Annotated in this window: 24 protein-coding genes; 11 read left to right on the forward strand and 13 right to left on the reverse strand. The window is 32.9% G+C overall.

Annotated elements, in window-relative coordinates; all coding sequences use genetic code 11:
- On the reverse strand, positions 1-2,018 hold a 2,018-nt coding region (locus ACQ0RB_RS12475; protein WP_430498817.1), incomplete at its 3' end, for a DUF5686 family protein.
- Between the two features lie 61 nt (positions 2,019-2,079).
- Positions 2,080-3,057 carry a pyruvate dehydrogenase complex E1 component subunit beta gene (locus ACQ0RB_RS12480; RefSeq protein WP_131508880.1) on the reverse strand — a complete coding sequence of 326 codons (978 nt, stop codon included), beginning with the start codon at positions 3,055-3,057 and terminating at the stop codon, positions 2,080-2,082.
- Between the two features lie 303 nt (positions 3,058-3,360).
- On the opposite strand from ACQ0RB_RS12480, the gene ACQ0RB_RS12485 reads away from it, so the two are divergent.
- From ACQ0RB_RS12485 to ACQ0RB_RS12510, 6 genes are all read left to right on the forward strand, one after another.
- Positions 3,361-4,107 (forward strand): electron transfer flavoprotein subunit beta/FixA family protein, encoded by a 747-nt coding sequence (locus ACQ0RB_RS12485; protein ID WP_134200813.1) that lies wholly within the window; start codon positions 3,361-3,363, stop codon positions 4,105-4,107.
- Between the two features lie 21 nt (positions 4,108-4,128).
- Entirely contained in the window at positions 4,129-5,088 is a 960-nt protein-coding gene (locus tag ACQ0RB_RS12490) for an electron transfer flavoprotein subunit alpha/FixB family protein (protein ID WP_129761137.1), read from the forward strand.
- Positions 5,089-5,207: 119 nt separating this feature from the next.
- A complete protein-coding gene (locus ACQ0RB_RS12495) occupies positions 5,208-5,816 on the forward strand; it encodes a bifunctional nuclease family protein (RefSeq protein WP_129761138.1) in 609 nt (202 codons plus the stop codon).
- Between the two features lie 15 nt (positions 5,817-5,831).
- Positions 5,832-7,361 (forward strand): NupC/NupG family nucleoside CNT transporter, encoded by a 1,530-nt coding sequence (locus ACQ0RB_RS12500; protein WP_430498820.1) that lies wholly within the window; start codon positions 5,832-5,834, stop codon positions 7,359-7,361.
- A 93-nt stretch (positions 7,362-7,454) separates the two neighbouring features.
- The gene (locus ACQ0RB_RS12505; protein WP_134200811.1) at positions 7,455-8,279 is read left to right on the forward strand and encodes a thymidylate synthase; all 825 of its coding nucleotides are present in this window, start codon (positions 7,455-7,457) and stop codon (positions 8,277-8,279) included.
- 2 nt (positions 8,280-8,281) lie between these two features.
- Positions 8,282-8,734, forward strand: coding sequence for an energy transducer TonB (locus ACQ0RB_RS12510; RefSeq protein ID WP_430498822.1), 453 nt, complete (start codon positions 8,282-8,284; stop codon positions 8,732-8,734).
- A gap of 65 nt (positions 8,735-8,799) precedes the next feature.
- On the opposite strand, the gene ACQ0RB_RS12515 is transcribed toward ACQ0RB_RS12510, so the two are convergent.
- On the reverse strand, positions 8,800-9,099 hold the full coding sequence (locus ACQ0RB_RS12515; protein WP_129761141.1) for an isoamylase early set domain-containing protein: 300 nt from the start codon (positions 9,097-9,099) through the stop codon (positions 8,800-8,802).
- A gap of 360 nt (positions 9,100-9,459) precedes the next feature.
- Here ACQ0RB_RS12515 and ACQ0RB_RS12520 point away from each other — a divergent pair, with 360 nt between their 5' ends.
- The 3 genes from ACQ0RB_RS12520 to lspA all read left to right on the forward strand — a co-directional run bounded on the left by ACQ0RB_RS12520 (position 9,460) and on the right by lspA (position 11,859).
- Positions 9,460-10,383, forward strand: coding sequence for a dihydrofolate reductase (locus ACQ0RB_RS12520; protein ID WP_430498825.1), 924 nt, complete (start codon positions 9,460-9,462; stop codon positions 10,381-10,383).
- Between the two features lie 81 nt (positions 10,384-10,464).
- Positions 10,465-11,358, forward strand: a complete 894-nt coding sequence (gene fabD / locus ACQ0RB_RS12525; RefSeq protein WP_129761143.1) for an ACP S-malonyltransferase — start codon at positions 10,465-10,467, stop codon at positions 11,356-11,358.
- A 3-nt stretch (positions 11,359-11,361) separates the two neighbouring features.
- A complete protein-coding gene (gene lspA / locus ACQ0RB_RS12530) occupies positions 11,362-11,859 on the forward strand; it encodes a signal peptidase II (RefSeq protein ID WP_430498827.1) in 498 nt (165 codons plus the stop codon).
- Positions 11,860-11,891: 32 nt separating this feature from the next.
- Here the strand turns inward: lspA and ACQ0RB_RS12535 are convergent, their stop codons facing one another.
- The 4 genes from ACQ0RB_RS12535 to ACQ0RB_RS12550 all read right to left on the reverse strand — a co-directional run bounded on the left by ACQ0RB_RS12535 (position 11,892) and on the right by ACQ0RB_RS12550 (position 16,147).
- Positions 11,892-12,083: a hypothetical protein gene (locus ACQ0RB_RS12535; protein WP_129761145.1), complete on the reverse strand. Its 192-nt coding sequence runs from the start codon at positions 12,081-12,083 to the stop codon at positions 11,892-11,894.
- A 546-nt stretch (positions 12,084-12,629) separates the two neighbouring features.
- On the reverse strand, positions 12,630-13,877 hold the full coding sequence (locus ACQ0RB_RS12540) for a helix-turn-helix domain-containing protein (RefSeq protein ID WP_430498829.1): 1,248 nt from the start codon (positions 13,875-13,877) through the stop codon (positions 12,630-12,632).
- 114 nt (positions 13,878-13,991) lie between these two features.
- The gene (gene galE, locus ACQ0RB_RS12545) at positions 13,992-15,011 is read right to left on the reverse strand and encodes a UDP-glucose 4-epimerase GalE (protein WP_262733517.1); all 1,020 of its coding nucleotides are present in this window, start codon (positions 15,009-15,011) and stop codon (positions 13,992-13,994) included.
- Complete coding sequence (locus ACQ0RB_RS12550) at positions 15,011-16,147, reverse strand: DegT/DnrJ/EryC1/StrS family aminotransferase (RefSeq protein WP_134200795.1); 1,137 nt, start codon at positions 16,145-16,147, stop codon at positions 15,011-15,013. Before ACQ0RB_RS12550 ends, galE begins: the two co-directional genes overlap by 1 nt.
- A 127-nt stretch (positions 16,148-16,274) precedes the next feature.
- Between ACQ0RB_RS12550 and ACQ0RB_RS12555 the strand changes: the two genes are divergently transcribed.
- Together ACQ0RB_RS12555 and ACQ0RB_RS12560 are read left to right on the forward strand one after the other, a co-directional pair.
- Positions 16,275-17,510 carry a 3-deoxy-D-manno-octulosonic acid transferase gene (locus tag ACQ0RB_RS12555; RefSeq protein WP_430498832.1) on the forward strand — a complete coding sequence of 412 codons (1,236 nt, stop codon included), beginning with the start codon at positions 16,275-16,277 and terminating at the stop codon, positions 17,508-17,510.
- A 119-nt stretch (positions 17,511-17,629) separates the two neighbouring features.
- Complete coding sequence (locus ACQ0RB_RS12560) at positions 17,630-17,935, forward strand: hypothetical protein (protein ID WP_129761150.1); 306 nt, start codon at positions 17,630-17,632, stop codon at positions 17,933-17,935.
- Between the two features lie 91 nt (positions 17,936-18,026).
- Here ACQ0RB_RS12560 and gloA2 read toward each other — a convergent pair whose 3' ends face one another.
- The 6 genes from gloA2 to ACQ0RB_RS12590 are packed head-to-tail and all read right to left on the reverse strand — an operon-like array spanning position 18,027 to position 22,789.
- Positions 18,027-18,413, reverse strand: a complete 387-nt coding sequence (gene gloA2 / locus ACQ0RB_RS12565) for an SMU1112c/YaeR family gloxylase I-like metalloprotein (RefSeq protein ID WP_430498834.1) — start codon at positions 18,411-18,413, stop codon at positions 18,027-18,029.
- Positions 18,413-18,814, reverse strand: coding sequence for an OsmC family protein (locus ACQ0RB_RS12570; protein WP_430498836.1), 402 nt, complete (start codon positions 18,812-18,814; stop codon positions 18,413-18,415). Before ACQ0RB_RS12570 ends, gloA2 begins: the two co-directional genes overlap by 1 nt.
- Before the next feature lie 48 nt (positions 18,815-18,862).
- The gene (locus ACQ0RB_RS12575) at positions 18,863-19,828 is read right to left on the reverse strand and encodes a TIGR03571 family LLM class oxidoreductase (RefSeq protein ID WP_430498838.1); all 966 of its coding nucleotides are present in this window, start codon (positions 19,826-19,828) and stop codon (positions 18,863-18,865) included.
- A gap of 58 nt (positions 19,829-19,886) precedes the next feature.
- Positions 19,887-20,825 (reverse strand): aldo/keto reductase, encoded by a 939-nt coding sequence (locus ACQ0RB_RS12580; protein WP_430498840.1) that lies wholly within the window; start codon positions 20,823-20,825, stop codon positions 19,887-19,889.
- A gap of 3 nt (positions 20,826-20,828) precedes the next feature.
- Positions 20,829-22,034, reverse strand: a complete 1,206-nt coding sequence (locus tag ACQ0RB_RS12585) for an MFS transporter (protein ID WP_430498841.1) — start codon at positions 22,032-22,034, stop codon at positions 20,829-20,831.
- A 2-nt stretch (positions 22,035-22,036) separates the two neighbouring features.
- Positions 22,037-22,789: a type 1 glutamine amidotransferase domain-containing protein gene (locus ACQ0RB_RS12590; RefSeq protein ID WP_430498843.1), complete on the reverse strand. Its 753-nt coding sequence runs from the start codon at positions 22,787-22,789 to the stop codon at positions 22,037-22,039.
- Between the last annotated feature and the right edge of the window lie 87 nt (positions 22,790-22,876).

Below are 22,876 nucleotides of genomic sequence, written 5' to 3' on the forward strand. Positions count from 1 at the left end.
GGTTGTATGTATGAAAACTGCAATTTGGTATAGTCAAAATCGCTACCAAAAACAGTACGATCTCCTTTGCTTAATTGAGCAAATAAACTTGCATAATTATCATTAGCATTTCTGCGTTCTACACCAAAACCTGTCATTTTTCGTTTTGGAAAATACGATACCGAAAGCGTGCTTTCGTATTGTCTTATTTCAGATGAAATTCCTGTAGGAGATTCTTCATCAAAATAATCGAGACTAAAAGTTTCTGAAGCCGACTCTAAGGTTCGATAGTTAGCTCCTAGCCTAAACACAAGGTTTTTTACTGGCTCAATTTCCAGCGAAAGCGTTGTTAAATTAATACTAGATAGCTTATCGTTAGGACTTGTACCAACCACAGCTGATGAGGCAAAACTACGTCCTAAAACATCGGTTGAATTGGTTAAACTCGCTCCTATTTGCTCTACATCTCTTCGGTTTCCACCAGAGAGAATAATACGATTCTTTTTATCTACCAACCATTTTCCTGAGATACCATATTTAAACTTATCGTCTCTAAAACCGTAAGCCAAAAACCCTTCGAGCCTCCAAAGGTCATTTGGTCCAAAATAGGTACGACCTCCTGTTCTTACCCTTACACCTTCTACTTCATTATATCCAAACGTTGAAAAGATAGGTCCATAATCAAAATTAATACTCGGAAACTCAATGTAACCTGAAGCTAACACGCTACCAATATTGTAAAGTCGTTTAAACTTTTTTACGGTTTTTAAAGTGTCTAACATTTTGTAAACCCCTTTTTCGTCTTTGTTGAGCGACTCTAGTCGGTTCTCTTCCCAAAAGGAATCATCACGATTGTAAACGTCTTCATTGTAGTTGTAAACCTCTTCGCTATAGAACTTTTCGTTTTTTGGTTTATCAAACTCGTAATTATCATACAAGGTGGTACGCTTACCGTAAATTCCACGAGATTTTTCTTTTTTGTTCAGCGCAAAATCTGACATAAAATAATCGCGCTTTATCAAAAACAACGAGTCGTTAAGGACTTCAAACTCTTGCTCTATATAAATTTCTTTTACCCAGTTTATGTTAGCACTTTTAGAGGCTTGCAGATTAATTTCTTTGATAGCATAGGTAGTATCAGCAACCCAAAAATCGCCTTTAAAAGTAAGTTCGTTTTTTCTACGTGGATAGTAAATAATGTTGTAGCACCATTTGTTATCAATAAACGAACTATCAGAAAGCACGTAGTTGTAAGTGTTAATTCCTGTTTTAGAAATTGGGCTTACAAAGCTTTTATCAAAAAATTTAAGGTAGTTGTCGTAAATGTTATAATCGGAATACAGGTCGTCTACAAAATCGATAATCACTTGATTGTTGCTAAAACCAGAGTTTTTGTTTCCTTTTAAGTCTTCTTTCTCCTTGTCTAGCACATTATCGCCATATACTCTACTTACGGCTTCATTAATAAATATTGGCAAGTAGGTTTTTCCTGTTACTCTAGAGGTGTCTACTTCTTCAAAAACAAACTCCATACCTCTAAATAGCTTACTTTTTATAAGTGCACTATCAATAGTGTTTAAGTCAAACTCAACCTTTTCGTATTTATCGTACTCGTATTGCTTAAACTGATTGAGTCCGTTTTTACGTTTGTGTTCCCATATTTTCTTTAAAATGGCAATGGCTGGATTTTCTTCGGCTTTTTTAGATTGCTTTCCTGTAACAATTACAACCTCATCAAGTGCATCAGCCTCTTCTTTTAAAACCAAATTGAGTTCGTAGTTTACTCTTTTGGCAAGTGGTAACTCTAAGGTTTCGTAACCTAAAAAAGAAACGATGAGAGCATCCCAAGTAGTTTCAGATTCAAGATAAAATTTACCATTTTCGTTAGTGATTGTACCTTCGGTAGATCCTTTAAAAAGTACATTAGCAAAAGCAACAGGGTCGTTGTTTTCGTCTACTACATGACCGCTAACTTTGGTCTGTGCCAATACGTTAGCAATTCCTAAGCAAAAAAATAGGGCTATTAATTTTATCTTCATAAGCAAAAAACTTCATCAACAATACTGCCAATGAAGTTTATATAACGCAAAAAATTGCGATTTATTTATACATTACCTTTTTTACTGCTTTTATTACATCGTTACTGTTAGGTAACCATTCTTCCAGAAGTACTGGAGAGTAAGGAGCAGGTGTATCGGCTGTGTTAATTTTTACAATTGGAGCATCTAAATAATCAAACGCTTCAGACTGTACTAAATATGTAATTTCAGTAGACACATTACCAAAAGGCCATGCTTCTTCAAGAATTACCAGTCTGTTTGTTTTCTTTACAGAAGTTATAATTGCTGCTCTATCCATTGGACGTACAGTACGTAAATCGATAATTTCACAAGAAATCCCTTCTTTTTCTAATTCGTCAGCAGCTTTGTATGCTTCTTTGATGATTTTTCCGAAAGAAACGATAGTAACATCAGTTCCTTCGCGTTTAATATCTGCAACTCCTAACGGAATTAAATATTCGCCTTCAGGAACTTCACCTTTATCACCATACATTTGCTCACTTTCCATAAAAATTACTGGATCGTCATCACGAATAGCAGATTTCAATAATCCTTTTGCATCATAAGGGTTTGAAGGCACAACAACTTTTAAACCTGGCGTATTTGCAAACCAGCTTTCAAAAGCTTGAGAGTGTGTTGCAGCTAGCTGTCCTGCAGAAGCTGTAGGTCCACGAAATACAATTGGACACTTAAATTGTCCACCAGACATTTGTCTGATTTTTGCTGCGTTGTTTATAATTTGGTCAATACCAACTAAAGAGAAATTGAATGTCATATACTCTACAATTGGTCTATTACCAGTCATTGTTGAGCCTACTGCAATTCCTGCAAAACCAAGCTCAGCAATTGGTGTGTCAATAACACGTTTAGGACCAAACTCGTCCAACATACCTTTTGATGCTTTATATGCACCATTATATTCAGCAACTTCTTCACCCATTAAGTAAACGCTTTCATCACGACGCATTTCTTCGCTCATGGCTTCACAAACTGCTTCTCTAAATTGAATAGTTTTCATGTATTATCTCTTTAAATCGGAAAGCAAAAATAGGAATATTTCATAAAAAATACACCTTATAATAATACATTGTTTCTCATTGGGTCTTCATTTTTAAATTGATGCTATTTTAAAACACTCAAATCGTATTTTGTTTTAAAGAATTTTTAAAATTTGTGCATCTTTTTTCAAAAATTCATCAATCGATCTTGAAATTATCTTTAAAAAGGAAAAAATATTATGCACGCATAGTAAATATTCAAATTAAAATAATTAACTTCGTAACCTCAAAAATTTTTTAGTGTAAAACATAATAATAACGATATGAAAATATTAGTATGTATTAGTCATGTACCTGATACGACTTCAAAAATTAATTTTACGGATGGCGACACAAAATTTGACACAAATGGTGTACAATTCGTAATCAATCCTAATGACGAATTTGGATTAACTCGTGCTATGTGGTTTAAAGAAAAACAAGGTGCTAGCGTAGATGTTGTAAATGTTGGTGGTCCTGAAACTGAGCCTACACTTCGTAAGGCTTTAGCTATTGGAGCAGATACAGCTATAAGAGTTAACACTGAAGCTACAGACGGTTTTGCAGTCGCAAAGCAATTGGCAAATGTTGTAAAAAATGGTGGTTACGATTTAGTAATTGCTGGTCGTGAATCTATTGACTACAATGGTGGTATGGTTCCAGGTATGTTAGCTGGATTAACTAGCGCAAATTTTGTAAACAACTGTATTAGCCTTGAGGTTGATGGAACTTCGGCAAAAGCAGTAAGAGAAATTGATGGAGGAAAAGAAACTGTGTCTACAACTTTACCATTAGTAATTGGTGGTCAAAAAGGACTTGTTGAAGAAAGTGACTTACGTATTCCTAATATGAGAGGTATTATGATGGCTCGTAAAAAACCTCTTAACGTTGTAGAACCTGTTGATGCATCAGCTGAAACAGCTTCAGTTAAGTTTGAAAAACCAGCTCCAAAAGGTGCTGTTACTTTAGTAGATGCAGATAATGTTGGTGAATTAGTAAACCTACTTCACAACGAAGCAAAAGTCATTTAATTAACGTACAAAAAAGAAAAGATGTCAGTTTTAGTATATACAGAATCAGAACAAGGAAAATTTAAAAAAGTAGCGTTTGAAGTTGCTTCTTATGCAAAAGCTGTTGCAGACCAAATGGGAACAACAGTAACTGCAGTTACTATAAATGCCGATGACACATCAGCTTTAGGAAACTATGGTGTTGACAAAGTTTTAAAAGTTAACGATGCTAGTTTAGATAAATTTAATGCCAATGCCTATGCAAGCATTATAAAACAAGCTACAGAAAAAGAAGATGCCAAAGTTGTTATTGTAAGCTCAAGTGCAGACAGCAAGTATTTAGCACCTCTTTTAGCAGTAGATTTAAATGCAGGTTTTGCATCTAACGTGGTTGAAGCGCCTTCTAGCACATCACCATTTACAGTAAAACGTACTGCATTTACAAACAAAGCATTTAATATGACTACAATTAACTCTGATGTTAAATTAGTAGCAGTTTCAAAAAATGCTTTCGGATTAAAAGAAAATACTGCAAGTGCAGCTGCTGAAGATTTTTCAGCTTCAATTCCAGAAATAAAAGTACAAGTTGATGCTGTAGATAAAGTTACAGGTCAAGTTACTATTGCAGATGCTGAAGTTGTAGTATCTGGTGGACGTGGATTAAAAGGTCCAGAAAACTGGGGAATGATAGAAGAATTAGCAGATGTTCTTGGTGCTGCTACAGCATGCTCTAAACCTGTAAGTGATTTAGGTTGGAGACCACACAGTGAGCACGTAGGACAAACAGGAAAACCAGTAGCATCAAACTTATATATTGCGGTTGGAATTTCTGGAGCTATTCAGCATTTAGCAGGTATCAACGCATCAAAAGTAAAAGTAGTTATCAACACAGATCCTGAAGCACCTTTCTTTAAAGCTGCTGATTACGGAATTGTGGGTGACGCCTTTGAAGTTGTACCTAAACTAATAGAGAAATTAAAGGAATTTAAAGCTCAGCAATAAATAATTTTTTTATAAATTGTATTGTTAAAGGACTGTTTGAATTTGGTCTAAATCTCCAAATCTGTTAATTTCAGTTTGGTAAAGTCCTAATTTAAACAGTTCTTTGTGTTTTTAAATTTATGAGCTTAGTTCGTCTTAACATAAAGGGCATATCGTACAGCCAAACTCAAAATGGCGCTTACGCTTTGATTTTAAACGAAGTAGATGGTGACCGAAAACTTCCAATAGTTATTGGTGCTTTTGAAGCACAATCAATTGCCATTGCTTTAGAAAAAGAAATACGACCTCCTAGACCCTTAACACACGACCTTTTTAAAAATTTTGCTGACCGATTTGATATTGTTGTAAAGCAAGTTATCATTCATAAACTGGTTGACGGTGTGTTTTATTCAAGCTTAATTTGTGAACGTGATAAAATAGAGGAAATAATTGATGCAAGAACCAGTGATGCTATCGCTTTAGCTTTACGTTTTAACGCTCCTATTTTTACTTACAAAAACATTTTAGACAAAGCAGGAATTTACTTAAAAGTAAATCCTAAAAAAGACGAAGAAGAAGATAGTATCTTAATGGATGAATTAGTTGCTGAAGAAATTGAAGCTAGCGTTCATGAAAGCTACAAAGATAAATCTATTGAAGAATTACATTCACTTTTAGACGAAGCTGTAAATAATGAAGATTATGAAAAAGCAGCAAATATTCGTGACGAAATCTCAAAACGAGAGTAATACCTATTTTAAATTATGAGAAAGCAGTTTTTGTTTTTTGTTGCCCTATTTTTTCTTTTTACAACCCTAACCGTATCACAAAATCCAGAAACAACTACTCAATTAGATACTATTGAACAAGTTACAGAAATTGTAACAGACTCTATAAATTCAATTAATGAAATTACTGAAGTAGTAGATACTGAAAATACTGTTACTACAACTGAAGACGCTACACCTAAAAGTACAATTATTCCTAGCCAAGGGTTTTCTTTCAATAGTCTTTGGAGAGGTGCATTAGGTATGATAAGCCTAGTTTTTATTGCTTTTTTATTCAGTAGTAATAGAAAAGCTATTAACTGGAGAATCGTAGGCATTGGTCTAGCTTTTCAGCTACTAATTGCTGTTGGAGTATTAAAAGTGGAGTTCATCAAAACTATTTTTGAATTTATAGGCGGAATTTTTGTTCAAGTTCTTGAGTTTACAAGAGCAGGAAGTAAATTTTTATTTGAAGGCTTAGTGGTTGATATGGATACCTTTGGATTTATTTTTGCGTTCCAAGTACTACCAACAATTATTTTCTTTTCGGCACTTACATCGGTTTTATTTTACTTAGGAATTATTCAAAAAGTTGTTAAGGCTATGGCTTGGTTACTTTCAAAAGCTTTAAAAATTTCAGGAGCTGAAAGTTTAAGTGTTGCAGGAAATATCTTTTTAGGACAAACCGAAGCACCTTTATTAATTAAAGCCTACTTAGAAAAAATGAACAAGTCCGAAATGCTACTTGTCATGATTGGTGGTATGGCTACCGTTGCAGGAGCTGTACTTGCAGCTTACATTGGTTTTCTTGGTGGTGATGACCCTGAATTAAGACTATTTTACGCAAAACACCTTTTAGCGGCATCAGTAATGGCTGCTCCAGGTGCTATTGTCATTTCAAAAATACTCTACCCTCAAACTGAAGAGGTAAATACCGATGTTTCTGTATCTCAAGATAAAATTGGTTCAAATATACTAGACGCTATTGCTAATGGAACTACCGAAGGTTTAAAACTTGCCGTTAATGTTGGCGCTATGCTTTTGGTGTTTGTAGCGTTTATAGCTATGATTAACTATGGATTTGGAAAAGTAGGATACTATACTGGCTTAAACTCTTGGATTGTTGAAAATACTAGATATGAAAGTTTATCATTAGAGTTTATCTTGGGCTATATTTTCTCTCCTTTAATGTGGTTAATTGGTGTTGCCAAAGAAGACATGGCACTTATGGGACAGTTGCTAGGTATTAAATTAGCTGCAAGTGAATTTGTTGGATACATTCAATTAGCAGACCTTAAAAACGCAGGAAACTCAATTCATTTAACATACGAAAAATCAATAATCATGGCAACCTACATGCTATGTGGTTTTGCTAATTTTGCATCTATTGGTATTCAAATTGGAGGTATTGGTTCTTTAGCTCCAGGACAGCGTAAAACCTTATCTAAATTTGGGATGAAAGCTTTAATTGGAGGTACAATTGCATCATTGATTTCAGCAACTATTGCTGGTATGATTATAGGTTAAAAACAGTTAATAACTTTTAATATTATTTAAGGGTTGAGTCATCGTGATTTAACCCTTTTTTCTATTTTTATTTTTCGAAAAGTCACAGAAATTATGAAGCAGTATTTAGATTTAGTAAAACATGTTTTAGAACACGGAAACGAAAAAGGAGATAGAACAGGGACAGGAACAAAAAGTGTTTTTGGTTATCAAATGCGTTTTGATTTAAGTGAAGGTTTCCCAATGGTAACAACTAAAAAACTACATCTTAAGTCAATAATTCATGAGCTACTGTGGTTTTTAAAAGGAGATACAAACATTAACTATTTAACCGAAAATGGCGTTCGTATTTGGAACGAATGGGCTGACGAAAATGGAGACTTAGGACCTGTTTACGGTCATCAATGGCGCAACTGGAATAGTGACGAAATTGACCAAATAAAGGAAGTGATTGAAACACTTAAAACCAACCCAAATAGCCGAAGAATGTTAGTTTCAGCTTGGAATCCTTCAGTGCTACCTGACACTTCTAAAAGCTTTAGTGAAAATGTTGCAAACGGTAAAGCTGCATTACCTCCTTGCCATGCGTTTTTTCAATTTTACGTAGCAAACGGAAAGCTATCTTGTCAACTTTATCAACGTAGTGCTGACATATTTTTAGGCGTTCCTTTCAATATTGCGTCTTATGCATTGTTTACCATGATGATGGCTCAAGTGTGTGGTTATGAAGCTGGAGAATTTATACACACTTTTGGTGATGCTCATATTTATAGCAACCACTTCGAGCAACTAGAATTGCAACTTTCTAGAGACCCAAGACCATTACCTAAAATGATCTTGAATCCTGAAGTAAAGGATATTTTTAGCTTTACTTTTGATGATTTCACTTTAGTGGATTATAATCCGCATCCACATATTAAAGGTGCTGTTGCTGTATAAACATGCTTAAAACACTAGTCTTTTTTACTTGCTTTTTATTTTTTACCAGTCTAAGCAATGCTCAAGATTCAATCACTAAACCTGAGAGCGAAAACGAATCTGAAATTATAGTGCTTGATGAAATTCCTATTTATCCTGGTTGTGAGCGAAAACGAAGTAATAAAAAACTAAAAAAATGTATGTCAGATAAAATTTCAAAATTCATCACTAAAAACTACAATCTTGATGTATTTAAAAGCCTTGACCTGCCAGCAAGTGATTATACCGTTTATATTATTTTCAAATTAGATAAAGAAGGGGAAATTATAGAAGCTAAAGCAAGAGGTCCTCACCCAAAACTTGAAAAAGAAGCTGTAAGGGTTATTAATGGTTTACCAAAAATGACTCCTGGTAAAATTAAAGGGAAACCTGTTATTATTCCTTATTCAATACCTGTCTATCTTAGCAATAGATAAAACTATACAAAACAAAAAAAGCTTTCAATTTTTGAAAGCTTTTTTTTTAATCTGTTTTTTCAAAATTATAAATTTAAAACGCTGTTTTCAGCTCCTGCATAGTCATTCCATGCATAGGCATCAGCAGCTTCATCGTTGGTATATGTACCATCTACAATATATCTAAATTCATAAGAGTTGTCTTTTTCTAAATCTACAGTACCTTTAAAAGTCCCGTTCTTTAACTTTTTAAGCTGAAAATCTTTTTTCTCTTTCCACTCGTTAAAGGTTCCTACTACTGTTACTTTTTTAGCTTCTTCAGCAGGTACAGAAAAAGTGACTTTACATACTGGTTTGCTTTTTAAGTATTGTTTTTTAATAGCCATAATTAAATGTATTTAATTCTATTTCAAAGCTATAAAAGAAAATCCTAGCTACAAACTATTCTTTGCGTTTGAGATACGATTTATCATTTCGTTAAAAATGAGTTCATTTTAATTTAAAGTAAGAAAAAAAACATGTTCTTTTTTGGCAGATATTCAACATTGCTATCGTTTGATTTTCAGAGTGTTTACCACTACAACGTTTGCACTTTCAAATAACTCAATCACCTGCACTTATGTTACAACGATTTCGCGACTTTTTACATCAATTAAACTCTATTACTTTAAAAAAACAGACCTATAAAATCTTAAAAACTATATTATAAAAAAGACGTAAATTTACCTTTCAATTATTTCATGATTATGTTCGGAAAGAAAAAACAAAAACCTCAAATAGATAAAGAACAATTGGAGCTTATACAAAACGCTCAAAAACGCATTAAACAAAAAAAGCGCTTATATGCTCACTTTGTTGTGTTTTTAATTGGAGCTGTGTTTTTAATTGTTGCAAACACTGTTTTAGGTATTGGAAAAGACACTACCTTTTTTGGCATAGACTGGTTTGTATATGCAATACTTATTTGGTTGTTTCTTTTTATATATCACCTTTTCAATGTGTTTGTAACCCAAAAATTTATGGGAACAGCTTGGGAACAACAGCAATTGGACAAATTGGTTGCTAAACAACAAGAGCGTATTGAACAACTAAAACAAGGTTTTTTGAAAGAAGAAACACATATGGCAAAAACCCAAGCATATAATGAAGTTCAAAAACTTAAAAAAAGTAACAAGGCTAGTCAACTTACCATAATTGTTGCTGCTGGTGAAGATAATGCTATTGGTAAAGACAATGACCTTATTTGGCATTTAAGTAACGACCTTAAACGTTTTAAAAGTTTAACCTCTGGTCATCATATTATAATGGGTCGTAAGACTTTTGAAAGTTTTCCTAAACCGCTTCCTAACAGAACGCATATTGTAATTACAAGACAAGACAACTACAAAGTGCCTGACGGAGTAATTGTAGTTAATTCTTTAGAAGACGCTATTGATGCTGCTAAAAGTGACACACAACCGTTTATAATTGGTGGCGGAGAAATTTACAAACAATCCATTAATCTTGTTGATAAAATTGAACTTACAAGAGTACATGACACTTTTGAAGGTGCTGATACATTTTTTCCAGAAATAGATACTACCTCTTGGAAAGAAATAGATAGAGAACGCCATGAAAAAGATGAAAAGCACAATCATGCGTTTTCTTTTATAACCTATGTAAGACAGTAAAAAAGTATACCTATCTCAAAAATTAATGCTAATATCTTTTAAAGATATTATTCCTATTTTTGCAACATAAAATTTTAATACATGAAAGCATACATTTTTCCTGGTCAAGGTGCCCAATTTACTGGAATGGGATTAGACTTATATGAAAATTCACCTCTTGCTCAAGAACTTTTTGAACAAGCCAATGATATTCTTGGATTCTCTATAACTGATATAATGTTTGAAGGTTCTGCAGAAGACCTTAAAGAAACAAAAGTTACTCAACCTGCAATATTTTTACACTCAGTAATTTTAGCTAAAACCTTAGGTGATAGTTTTAAACCTGATATGGTTGCAGGACACTCTTTAGGAGAGTTTTCGGCCTTGGTAGCAAATGGCACTTTAACTTTTAAAGATGGTTTAAAACTGGTATCGCAACGTGCTTTGGCAATGCAAAAAGCTTGCGAATTACAACCAAGCACAATGGCTGCAGTATTAGGATTGGATGATGATGTAGTTGAAAAAGTATGTGCAATGACAGAAGGTGTTGTAGTTGCTGCTAATTATAACTGCCCTGGACAATTGGTAATTTCAGGGGAAGTTGAAGCTATTAACAAAGCTTGTGAAACTTTAAAAGAAGAAGGAGCTCGTCGTGCATTAGTATTGCCTGTAGGTGGAGCATTTCACTCACCTTTAATGGAACCAGCAAGAGAAGAACTTGCTGCTGCTATTGAAAATACAATGTTTGGAAAACCAAACTGCCCAATATACCAAAACGTTACAGCAAGTGCAGTAATTGATGAAGCTGCCATTAAAACCAATTTAATCTCTCAATTAACAGCTCCTGTAAGATGGACACAATCGGTACAACAAATGATTACTGATGGTGCAACATTATTTACTGAAGTTGGACCTGGAAAAGTATTACAAGGTTTAGTTAAAAAAATAAATAGAGAAGCTGAAACGGTTTCAGCAACTTTTGAGACTAACTCATAACTTATGAAACTATCTAGAAATTTAGCTATAATACTACTTATTGTAGTAAACATTGCTGTAGATCAAATATCTAAATTGATAGTTGATAGTAAAATGAATTTAGGTGAAACCATTGAAGTTTTTGGTAACACTTTTATTCTTCAATATGTAAAAAACTCAGGCGCCTTTTTAGGAATGGGTAGCGAACTAAACGACACATTACGTATTATACTTTTAATAGTATTACCCGTTTTAGTATTAAGCTATCTTGTTTTTTATATTTTCAAAAACAAACATTTAGATAAATTAGCAATTATTGGTCTAAGTTGTATTGCTGGCGGTGGAATTGCTAATATTTTTGACCGTATTGCTTATGGCAAAGTAATAGATTTTCTTCATTTAGATTTTGGTGGAGTATTTAGAACCGGAATCTTCAATCTTGCCGATGTATCAGTTACATCTGGGATGATATTATTACTTTTAGGAAGTTTTTTTACTAAGAAAAAAACAACAGTAGAATAAAAAAGTAAAAGCCTCTATTAAGAGGCTTTTTTTTACTTAGCTAAAATACAGTCTTCGCAATCTTTTACTTCACCATAGTATGTCTCTCTATATTTGTGAAGGGTTTTAAACGGAATACTTAAAAATTGCTTTTTAATATACGTTACATTTGTTTGTAATAAACCCATTTTTGGAGTGAATCGTGCTTCGGGTTTTGTCTGTCTTTTTATACTTATCAATTTCATTTTATTCATTTATCATTCAAGGCAAAGAAAGGCATCTTATATCCCAATTCAAAATAATTGAGGTTAAATCATTGTTAATCAATTTATTAAATACGAATATGATAATTTAATACGTATATCGTTATGATATTTGTAGGAAAAACCAGCATCTATTGAAAATTCAAAAAATACTGGTCTTTCATAAAAAGCCTCAAGGAAATTACTTAATCTTTCAGATTTTACCTAAAACTTATATTGAGTTAGACATGCTCAATAAAAGAACTTAACTCATTCCTAACTAACAGAAGTCAGGGTTAAGTTGGTACTTTTTCCTTGAGACGTTGATAACTATATTACTATTGAAATAATTAAAAATACAACTGCAAAAAGGTAGGTGATAAATATTTTTAAAGGCTAATTCAAATCTATTTTTTCACAATATGAATACAAAGCTTAATGAAACTATAGAATTTAGTTTTAGTTTGATGCACACAAACTACCTTTGCAATTGCATCATAAATGAAGCTATTTTGTCGTTAAAAAAAGGTAAAGCCTATAATAGTTTACTCATTTTTCATTTACTGATTTCAAAAACTGTGAAGGTGTTAGAGAAGTTTCTTTCTTGAATGCTTTATTAAATGTAACCTTATTATTATAACCAACAGCATAAGCAACATCAATAATTTGAGTATTCTTATCGCTTAGCTTAAGCATTTGGATAGCTTCTTCAACTCTAAATTTATTAACTAGCTCAAAAAAGTTCATGTTAAAATGCTCATTTATAATCTGAGATGTATTGTGACGAGATGTTTCGAGTTTCTCAGAAAGACTTTCTAGGTTCAGACTGTTATCCATAAATATTTTATGATCTACCATAAGCGTAATCAAATTTTGCTTCAATTCATTGGACAACGATTTTGTTAATCCTGATTTTTGATACTTTGAAAAAAACTCAGTATTCTTTAAAATTATTTCTTTACTAAATACTTTAGGTTGCACTTGAGCCATATAGGAAATATAAAGCACCATTAAAGTCATAGCTACCACTACAATTTGATAAATAAAACTATATGCATTAAAAAACAAACCACTAATTGATATACCATATATAAAATAAGACACTACAAAAAGCACATGCATTCTATACACTCCCTTCTTCCAAAAAGCGATTGCTTCTAAATTCTTGTATAGTTTAGACTTTGTACTCTTTAAATGATTTTTACTTATCAAAAATCCGTAGATAATTAACGACACTAACTTTGGGATAAAAACTATATAAAAAAACGAGCTTTCAGTGTACACACTACTTGTCCCTAATTGTATTTTCATTTTTTCTTCTAAAGGCAAACTATACAATGGAAATAAAAAGAAAAGTAATACCACTGTAGGTAAGAGATGTAAAGCATCTAATGCTTTAAACTTATGTTGATTATTAATTCTTTTAAAGTAAAAGTACAGTAATGGACCATAAAGTAAAGCTACAGAAGCAGACATTAAATAAGTATGCGCATATTTAAGCTGATAATTGGTATTATAAAGCACAAAATCCAATATAAAAAAAGCATGAACAAGAATAAAACCACTCATTAAACTTGTACTAACTCTATCAGTATTCTTTGTAAAATTGAGGATTATGGCAACATAAAAACCAATAAGTGCAACGTAGAAATATAAAAAATCTAAAACTCCATACTTTAAATTATAGGAGTCACTTAATTGTGCAACATCAATAGCAGTCATTGAAAAACAATTGGTTATAAACAAAGTAAAACCAATAGATAAAAGCAACCTTTTTATTTTTAAATGAAATTTCATTAGATTGAATTAGCCTTTTTAAAGTTATTCAATTTAATAATGAAATGCTCTTAAAAAATTGTTAATACACTGACTTAGTTACTGTTAAATCTTACAGCAATAACAACACACGTATTACAGGTTTCTTATCTTTTTTTCCCAATTCCATGCAGAACGCATAGCATCGTCTAAAGTTAGTTCAGCTTTCCAACCCAATTCATTATTAGACTTTGACGTGTCAGCATACGCTTTTGTAATATCACCTGCACGCCTTGGAGCAATCTTGTAATTAAGCTTTTCTCCAGACACCTTTTCAAAAGACTTAATAACTTCTAGCACTGAACTGCCTTTACCTGTTCCTATGTTAAAGACTTCGTAGTTAGAAGCATTGGTTTTATCAATTAAGCGTTGCAACGCAATAACATGAGCTTTTGCCAAATCAACCACATGAATATAGTCTCGTATACAGGTACCGTCAGGCGTTGGATAGTCATCTCCAAATACCGAAAGTTGCTCTCTAAGTCCAGCAGCTGTTTGAGTAATAAAAGGCACTAAATTTTGAGGAACACCAAGAGGTAATTCTCCTATTTTAGCACTCTCGTGCGCTCCAACTGGATTAAAATATCGCAAGGAAATTGCATTAAGACCATCATTAACCTTACAGGTATCTTTAATAATCTCCTCTCCTATTTGCTTTGTGTTTCCGTAAGGAGATTCAGCTGGTTTTACTGGTGCATTTTCAAGTATTGGCATAGTATCAGCTTGTCCGTATACTGTACATGAAGAACTAAAAATAAAGTTAGATGCTTGTAAACCTAAAACCGACTTAAGCATGTAAATAAGCGTATTTAAGTTGTTTTCATAATACAACAGAGGTTTCTCAACACTTTCGCCTACCGCTTTACTTGCTGCAAAATGAATTACACCTACAATATCTTTGTGAGCATTAAAAAATGTTTCAACTTTTAATTTATCTTTTAAATCTAGTTTTTCAAAGATTGGTGTTTTACCTGTAATTGCTGTAATGCCTTCAAGCACATCTATTGAGGAATTTGAAAGATCATCAATTATTACAACCTCAAAACCTTTGTTTTGTAATTCAACGACAGTATGTGAGCCTATAAATCCTAGCCCTCCAGTAACTAATACTTTCATTAATTGTTGTTTATGAAATTTATAACTGTATTTGTAATAAAACTTATTTGTTCATCATCAAGCTCAGTGTGCATTGGTAACGAAATCACTTCTTTCACCAATTGATTGGTAACTTTAAAATCAGCTTCATTATATCTAGAATCCTTATACGCTTTTTGTAAATGCAACGGAATTGGATAATACACACCACATGGAATTCCGTTTTCATTCAAATGTTTAACCAAAGCGTCTCTATCAGTATCTAAAACTCTCAATGTATATTGATGAAACACGTGATTATCTTCTGCTCCATCTCTATGAGGAGTAACAATTTTTTCTTGACCTTCAAATGCTTTGTCATAAGCATTAGCTGCCTTTATTCTTGCAGAATTATATGTATCTAAGTTTGGTAATTTAGCATTTAAAACTGCAGCTTGAACAGAGTCTAAACGCGAGTTAACACCTACAACATCATGATGGTAACGCTCATACATACCATGATTTACAATTCCTCTAATAGTATGCGCTAAATCATCGTCATTAGTGAAAATTGCACCTCCATCTCCATAACACCCTAAATTTTTAGATGGAAAAAATGAAGTTGAAGCCACATGACCTATTGTACCAACCTTGGCTTTTTTACCATTACTGTAAGTATAAGTTGCACCAATAGCTTGAGCATTATCTTCTATTACATAAAGGTTATGTTCTTGAGCAATTTCCATAATCGCTTCCATATTTGCACATTGCCCAAACAAATGCACAGGAACAATAGCTTTGGTTTTAGGAGTAATCGCTTTTTTAATAGCTTCAATATCGATATTAAAATTTTTCTCATCAACATCTACCAAAACAGGTGTCAACTGCAATAACGCAATAACCTCAACTGTTGCCGCAAATGTAAAATCAGCTGTTATAACCTCATCTCCTGGTTGTAATCCTAATCCCATCATTGCAATTTGCAAAGCATCTGTTCCATTAGCACAAGGAATTACATGTTTTACGCCTAAATAATTTTCTAAATTACTTTGAAACTCATGAACCTTTGGCCCATTAATATATGCTGTAGAATCTAAAACTTCTAATATAGATTGATCTACTGTAGTTTTAATTTTTTCATATTGACCCTTAAGGTCAACCATTTGTATTTTTTTCATTCGAAATTTGTAATGAGTTGTAGAAAGTGTCAAAAAACATTTGACGAGTAGCGAATTTACAAAATTCAATAACGACAGCCAATGAATTTAGTGTAAAGTAATGTATTTTAGCAAAAACATAATTTACGTGGGAATATTGTACAATCTTGGTATTTATTTTTTAGGTTTTATATTACAAATTGTAGCTTTATTTAATGAAAAAATAAGGCTAGGTGTTAAAGGTCGAAATGAAACATTTAAAAAACTAAACCAACACCTTAAAAAAGAAGACAATACACTTTGGTTTCATTGTGCTTCGTTAGGTGAATTTGAACAAGGCTTACCAGTTTTTAAAGAACTAAGAATACTTTACCCCAACCATAAAATCGTATTATCTTTTTTTTCTCCTTCAGGTTATGAAATAAGAAAAAATACCGACGTTGCTGATCTTGTTGTGTACTTACCTTTAGACACAAAAAGTAATGCAAAACGGTTTATAGATTTAGTAAAACCTGAACTGACCATTTTTGTAAAATACGACATTTGGCCGAATATGTTGAATGCTCTAAACAAACGTAAATTAAGAGCTATTTTAATTTCGGCTACATTTAGAAAAAACCAATCTTACTTTAAGTTTTATGGTTCAAAAACTAAAAAAGCTTTACATACATTTGAACACATTTTTGTTCAAAACAAAAGTTCAAAAACTCTAGCAAACACTCTTGGTTTAAAAAATGTAACAGTTGCAGGTGATACTCGCTTTGATCGTGTTAACAATCAACTTAATCAAGATAACACTTTAGACTTTATCTCAAACTTTAAACAAGACAAACTCTGCGTAGTTATTGGCAGCTCATGGCCAGAAGATGAAGAGTTACTCATTAAGTTCATAAATAACAATCAAAACCTCGATGTTAAATATATTATTGCACCTCATAATATCAAAGCTGCTCAAATTCAAAATATTACTAAAAAACTAAATGTTGAAACCGTTTTATTCTCACAAAAAGAGGGTAAATTACTTTCTAACTATTCAGTATTTGTGATAGACACTATTGGACTATTAAGTAAAATTTATGCTTATGCTGATATTGCTTATGTTGGTGGTGCAATGGGTAACACAGGCCTTCATAATATTTTAGAACCTGCGGTTTTTGGTGTCCCTATAATTATTGGAAGTAACTATAAAAATTTCCCAGAAGCATATGAAATGATTGACAATGGAGGGTTGATTTCTATCAAAAATTTCAATGAATTAGAAGATAAATTACAGTTGCTAATAGAAAATAAAGACAAAAGACTACAACAAGGCACACTAAATCTCAACTTTATTAAAAAAAATAAAGGTGCTGTAATCCAAATAATCAATTACATACGTAAATAGACTAATATTTTGAATAATCTTAATAAAAATGTTAATATTTGTTAAAATTTTTCATTGATTATTCATTATAAGTTATTAATTTCGTGTAACATATTTAACACTTAAAACTATTTTAAACAATGAAAAAATTATTATTACTTGTTTTGGCACTTGGATTGTCATTCACAGCATGTAGAGAAACAAAAGAGAAAGCAGATGAAGCTGGAGATGCAATAGAAAACGCAGCTGAAGCTACAGGTGACGCAGTTGAAGAAGCTGTTGAAGAGGCTGGAGAAGCTATGGACGATGCAGCTGATGCAACAGAAGAAGCTATTGATGATGCTGTTGACGCAGTAGAAGAAGCAGCTGATTCAGTTAAAGAAGGTGCTAAAGACGCTGTGAACGATGCAGCAGACAAAGCAAAAGAAGCAGTTAAAGGACACTAATTCTTTTAATGTCTTTAAAAATAAAAGCCTTACAGAAATGTAAGGCTTTTTTTATTTGTCATTATTTAAAGAACTACTATCAATATAAAATTTACAACTCATATAATTCAATAGGTAAGTTGTCTGGATCATTAAAGAACGTAAATTTCTTGTTGGTAAACGGATCTATTCTAACACCTTCATGTGTAATTTTTTTTGAATCTAAGTATTGTAAACTTTCTTCTAAATTATTTACACCAAAAGCAATATGGCGCAATCCTGTCGCTTCTGGTTGCGATACGCGTTTTGGCGGATTAGGAAACGAAAACAACTCTATTACATATTGATTGTTTAATGCTAAATCTAACTTGTAGGAATCTCGGTCTTTGCGATAGACTTCATTTTTTATGCTAAAACCAAGAATGTCTGTATAAAATGCTTTTGACATTTCGTAATTTGAACAGATTATGGCAATATGATGAACGGACTGTAACTGCATTATTTTATTTGCTTAATATTACCTGTTATAGTACAAACAGCTTTTATTGTATTGTAAATAGTGCCAAATTTTTCAATATTTTTTTTAAGTAAATTTAAGTTTAGATCATCATCTTTACTGTAAATTTTTAGCTCATAAAAAATATTATCCATTCGAGGTGGTTTTTCTAAGCGCGTCGCTGTAATTTCAATTTCGGCTCGTTCATATTTAAAATGCATAAACTGAGAAAAACGTTCTACATTTTTTAAAATGCAAGCAGATAATGATGATAAAAATAATTCTGCCGGATTTGGTAAAGAAAGATCAGTTTCTGAGGTTATCCCAAAATCTATAGATGAAGATTTTACAGCAATAGTAGCTTTTTGATTAGCTATTGATGATGCTTGACTTTTATATTCCATAAGTAAAATTAAAAAACGGTTTAAGAACTTTCTTAAACCGCTATGAAATTAATGTATAAATTCTGGAAGCACAACTTTTTCAATTTTTGAAATCGCCTCATCTAAAGGTGTATCTGATTTTCGTAAATGTAATGCCATGTGGTTTACACCTGCCTCTTCGTAGGTTTTTAATAATTCGGTTAAATGATTAATACCAATTGCACCACCAAATCGATGTGGTTTAAACGTGGCATTATCATCTTGTAACAGATTTAAATGAAATGCCGAAATATAAGGTTTGCAAGCTTGATCTGTGTCGTATAACGCTTCGCACCATCGTTTACGATTTAAATAGGTTTCTTCTGGTGTTCTTGGATAATTAAACCAACCATTAGCATTTTTAGCAATCCACTCGAGACTTTGTCCGGAATGTCCTGCAACAACTAGCGGAATCTGATGTTTTGGTTTTGGGTACACGGCAACACCTTTATTTAAAAATGGATATATGGTAGATAAATCGCTGTTGGTTTTCCAAGCCTCTCGCATAATGTTGAGATGATCTCTAAACAATTTTGGTCGCTCTTGATAATCTATGCCATACATAGGAAACTCAATAGGTCTATCACCCAAACCTAAACCTAAAACAAGCCTGCTATCACTTAGATGTTCTATAGTAGCAGTTGCTTTTGCTAATTTTATAGGTTGATGTAATGGTGAAACTATTGCTGCTGTACCTAACAACACATTTTTAGTTGCGGCAGATAAATATCCTAAATAACTTAAGGTGTCAAATAACTGTGCGCCATCACCAAAATTAGGATCGTAAACGGGTACTTCTCTTATCCAAACTGCAGCAAAACCAGCCTTATCAATTTGTTTAACGTACTGTAAATGTTTGTTTATATCTGGTACGCCAAATGGTCTGTCGTCTTTCTTTCGTTTTTTATCGCCTTCTAAAGACCAATCGTTATCTAAAGGAAACTCAATACCAAGTGTCATTTTACCTGGTGTATATAGTTTATCAAAATTTTTCATAGCAATTTTTTGAATTCAATAACATCAGGTAACTATACAGCTACCTGATGTTGTTTTATTAAGCATTCCAAATACTGTCTGCGGTATACGGACCGTTTTCAACTTCCCAAAATGTACCATCTATAAAACGATGATGTTTATCTAAAGCTTCAATACGTTTCATATCGTCTTCTTTCAATTCAAAATGAATGGTGTCAAAGTTTTCTTGAAGACGTTTTGGGTTAACCGATTTTGGTATGACCGAAACACCACGTTGTATATCCCAAGCTAGAAGTACTTGTGCTGCTGTCATGTTATTAGCGGTTGCGATGTCGTTAATTGTCTTGTTTTTCAACAGATTTAATTCGTCATCATCATTTGCACCAGAACCAATTGGCGCATAAGCCGTCATGTGAATGCGATGTGCTTTAGCGAATTCTAACAGTTCGTTTTGTTGTAAAAATGGATGCACTTCTACCTGAAGCATTTCTGGTAAATGTTTAGCATGATCAATAATATCTGTTAAATCATTTTGGTTGAAATTACTCATCCCAATATGCTTAGTTAAGCCTTGCTCTAAAGCATCTTCCATACCTTTCCAAGTGTCTGTAAGTGGTTTGTCTTCAAGCGGAATAAATTCTTCTGCTGTTTTAGGAAACTCGACACCTTTTTTAAAGGCAACTGGCCAATGAATGAGGTATAAATCTAAATAGTCTAACTGTAAATCATTTAAGCTGTTTTGTAACGCCGGAATAACGTTTGCTCTTCCGTGTGCATCGCTCCAAAGTTTTGAAGTAATCCACAAGTCTTCACGCGTAACAATACCTTCTTTAATGGCATCTGCAATAGCGTTTCCTACTTCTTTTTCGTTACCATACACCGATGCACAATCAATATGTCTGTAACCAATTTTAATAGCTTTGTAAACGGCATTGTACACTTCGTTAGGTGCCGATCTAAAGGTGCCTAAACCTAGTATAGGCATTTTGTCGTTGTTTCTAAATGTTAGTGTTTTCATTGTTTATAATTTTTCTTTTTTAAATAATATTAAGGTGAGTACAAAGCCCACAACCACTAAAATACTACCTACCCAAGGGGTTGCACCTACACCAAATGTAGATTCCACTATAAGTCCGCCAACATAAGCGCCAATTGCAATACCTACATTAAAGGCTGCTATATTTAAAGCAGATGAAACATCTTCGGTACCTGGTAAATATTTTTCAGACATTTTTACCACATACAATTGTAATGCTGGCACGTTAGAAAAGGCTAATATGCCCATAAAAAATAGTGTAACAACCGACCATATTTGACTAGATGCTGTAAAGTAAAGTATAAATAATACTATAGCTTGTAAGGCAAACATCACCATTAAGGCTTTTCCTGGTTTTTTATTAGATACTTTACCACCAATAACATTTCCTAACGCTATTGCGATACCGTAAACTAGTAATAAAATACTTGTCATATTTGCTGAAAAGCCAGTAACTTCTTCTAATAATGGTGCTAAATAAGTAAAGGTTACAAAAGTACCACCATAGCCTAAAGCTGTAATAGCAAGCACCAGTAAAATAGAACGGTTTTTAAGGACTTTTAACTGATCTACAATACGCAGTGGTTTTGATGTTTTAATTGATGCTGGTACCAAAACGTAACTTGCGACTGCACCAATAATTCCTAAGATAGCAACACCTATGAAGGTGGCACGCCATCCAAAATTTTGTCCTATATAGGTTCCTAATGGTACACCAGTAACAATTGCTACAGTTAAACCTGCAAACATTATAGAAATGGCAGAAGCGCGTTTATCTTCTGGCACTAAACTAGCCGCAATTGTTGAGCCTATTGAAAAGAACACACCATGCGCAAAACCAGTTAATATTCTAGCTAAAATTAGTAAGATAAAACTTGGCGCGATAGCTGCTAATCCGTTACCAATTATAAACAATAGCATTATTGCAATTAGCAGTCGTTTTCTTGCGATCTGGCTTGTTAAAGCTGTTAATACTGGCGCACCAATTGCAACACCAACAGCGTACAGACTGACTAATAAACCTGCAGAGGATATTGAGGTGTTTAAATCGTTTGCTACTGTTGGCAGTAAGCCAACAATAACAAACTCTGTAGTTCCTATACCAAATGCACTTATGGTTAATGCCAATAATGCAGCTGGTAAACTTTTACGTTTAGATTTAGTTTTTAGAGTTGCTGTTTGCGTTTCCATTTTTAGTGTTTATCCTCTAAAAGTTCTACAATTTTTTCTGCTGCTAATTTTGCAGAAGCAGGATTTTGACCTGTTACTAAACGCTCATCAACGCTTACTTTTTCTTGCCACATAGCTGCTTTATCTAAAGTTGCACCACGTTCAATAAGTTTGTCTTCTAATGAAAATGGTACCACGTTTTCTAATTTTACATTAGCTTCTTCTTCATTTGTAAATACGCTTACCGTTTTACCATCGACTAAATAATTACCATTAGATAATTTAATATTTACTAAAGCCGAAGGACCATGACAAACAGCTGCTACAACACCGTTATTTTCGTAAATTTTTGCAGCAATTTTCGCTAGCTTTTTATTGTTTGGAAAATCCCACATTGTACCATGTCCACCTGCATAATAAATAGCGTCGTAATCTTTAGCGTTTACTTTTGAAACTTTAAATGTGTTTTTCAGTTTATTCTGAAATGTTGCATCATTCCAATATTTATTATTCACTTCATCTTTAAGATCAAAACCATCTACTGGTGGATTGCCGCCTTCTGGACTTACTAAGGTAATTTCATAATTATTAGCTTCAAAAACCTCGTAAGCATGGGTAACTTCACTTAAATAATAACCTGTGTCTTTACCTGTATCACCTAATTCTTGATGACTAGAAAGCACCATTAATACGCTTGGTTTGTCTTGTTTTGTTTGTGCTATTAAGGCAATGCTAAAAAGCAAAGCGATTGCTGAGAAATAAAATCTTGTTTTCATTGTTTTGTTTTTAGTTTAAAATTCTGGTACAAAATTCAATGAAAAGCACTACTTGTGCGAGGATGTATATCACGATTTTTAAGTGAT

Source organism: Gaetbulibacter sp. PBL-D1 (assembly GCF_050509525.1).
In the GTDB taxonomy this organism is placed as follows: Bacteria; Bacteroidota; Bacteroidia; order Flavobacteriales; family Flavobacteriaceae; genus Gaetbulibacter_B; species Gaetbulibacter_B jejuensis.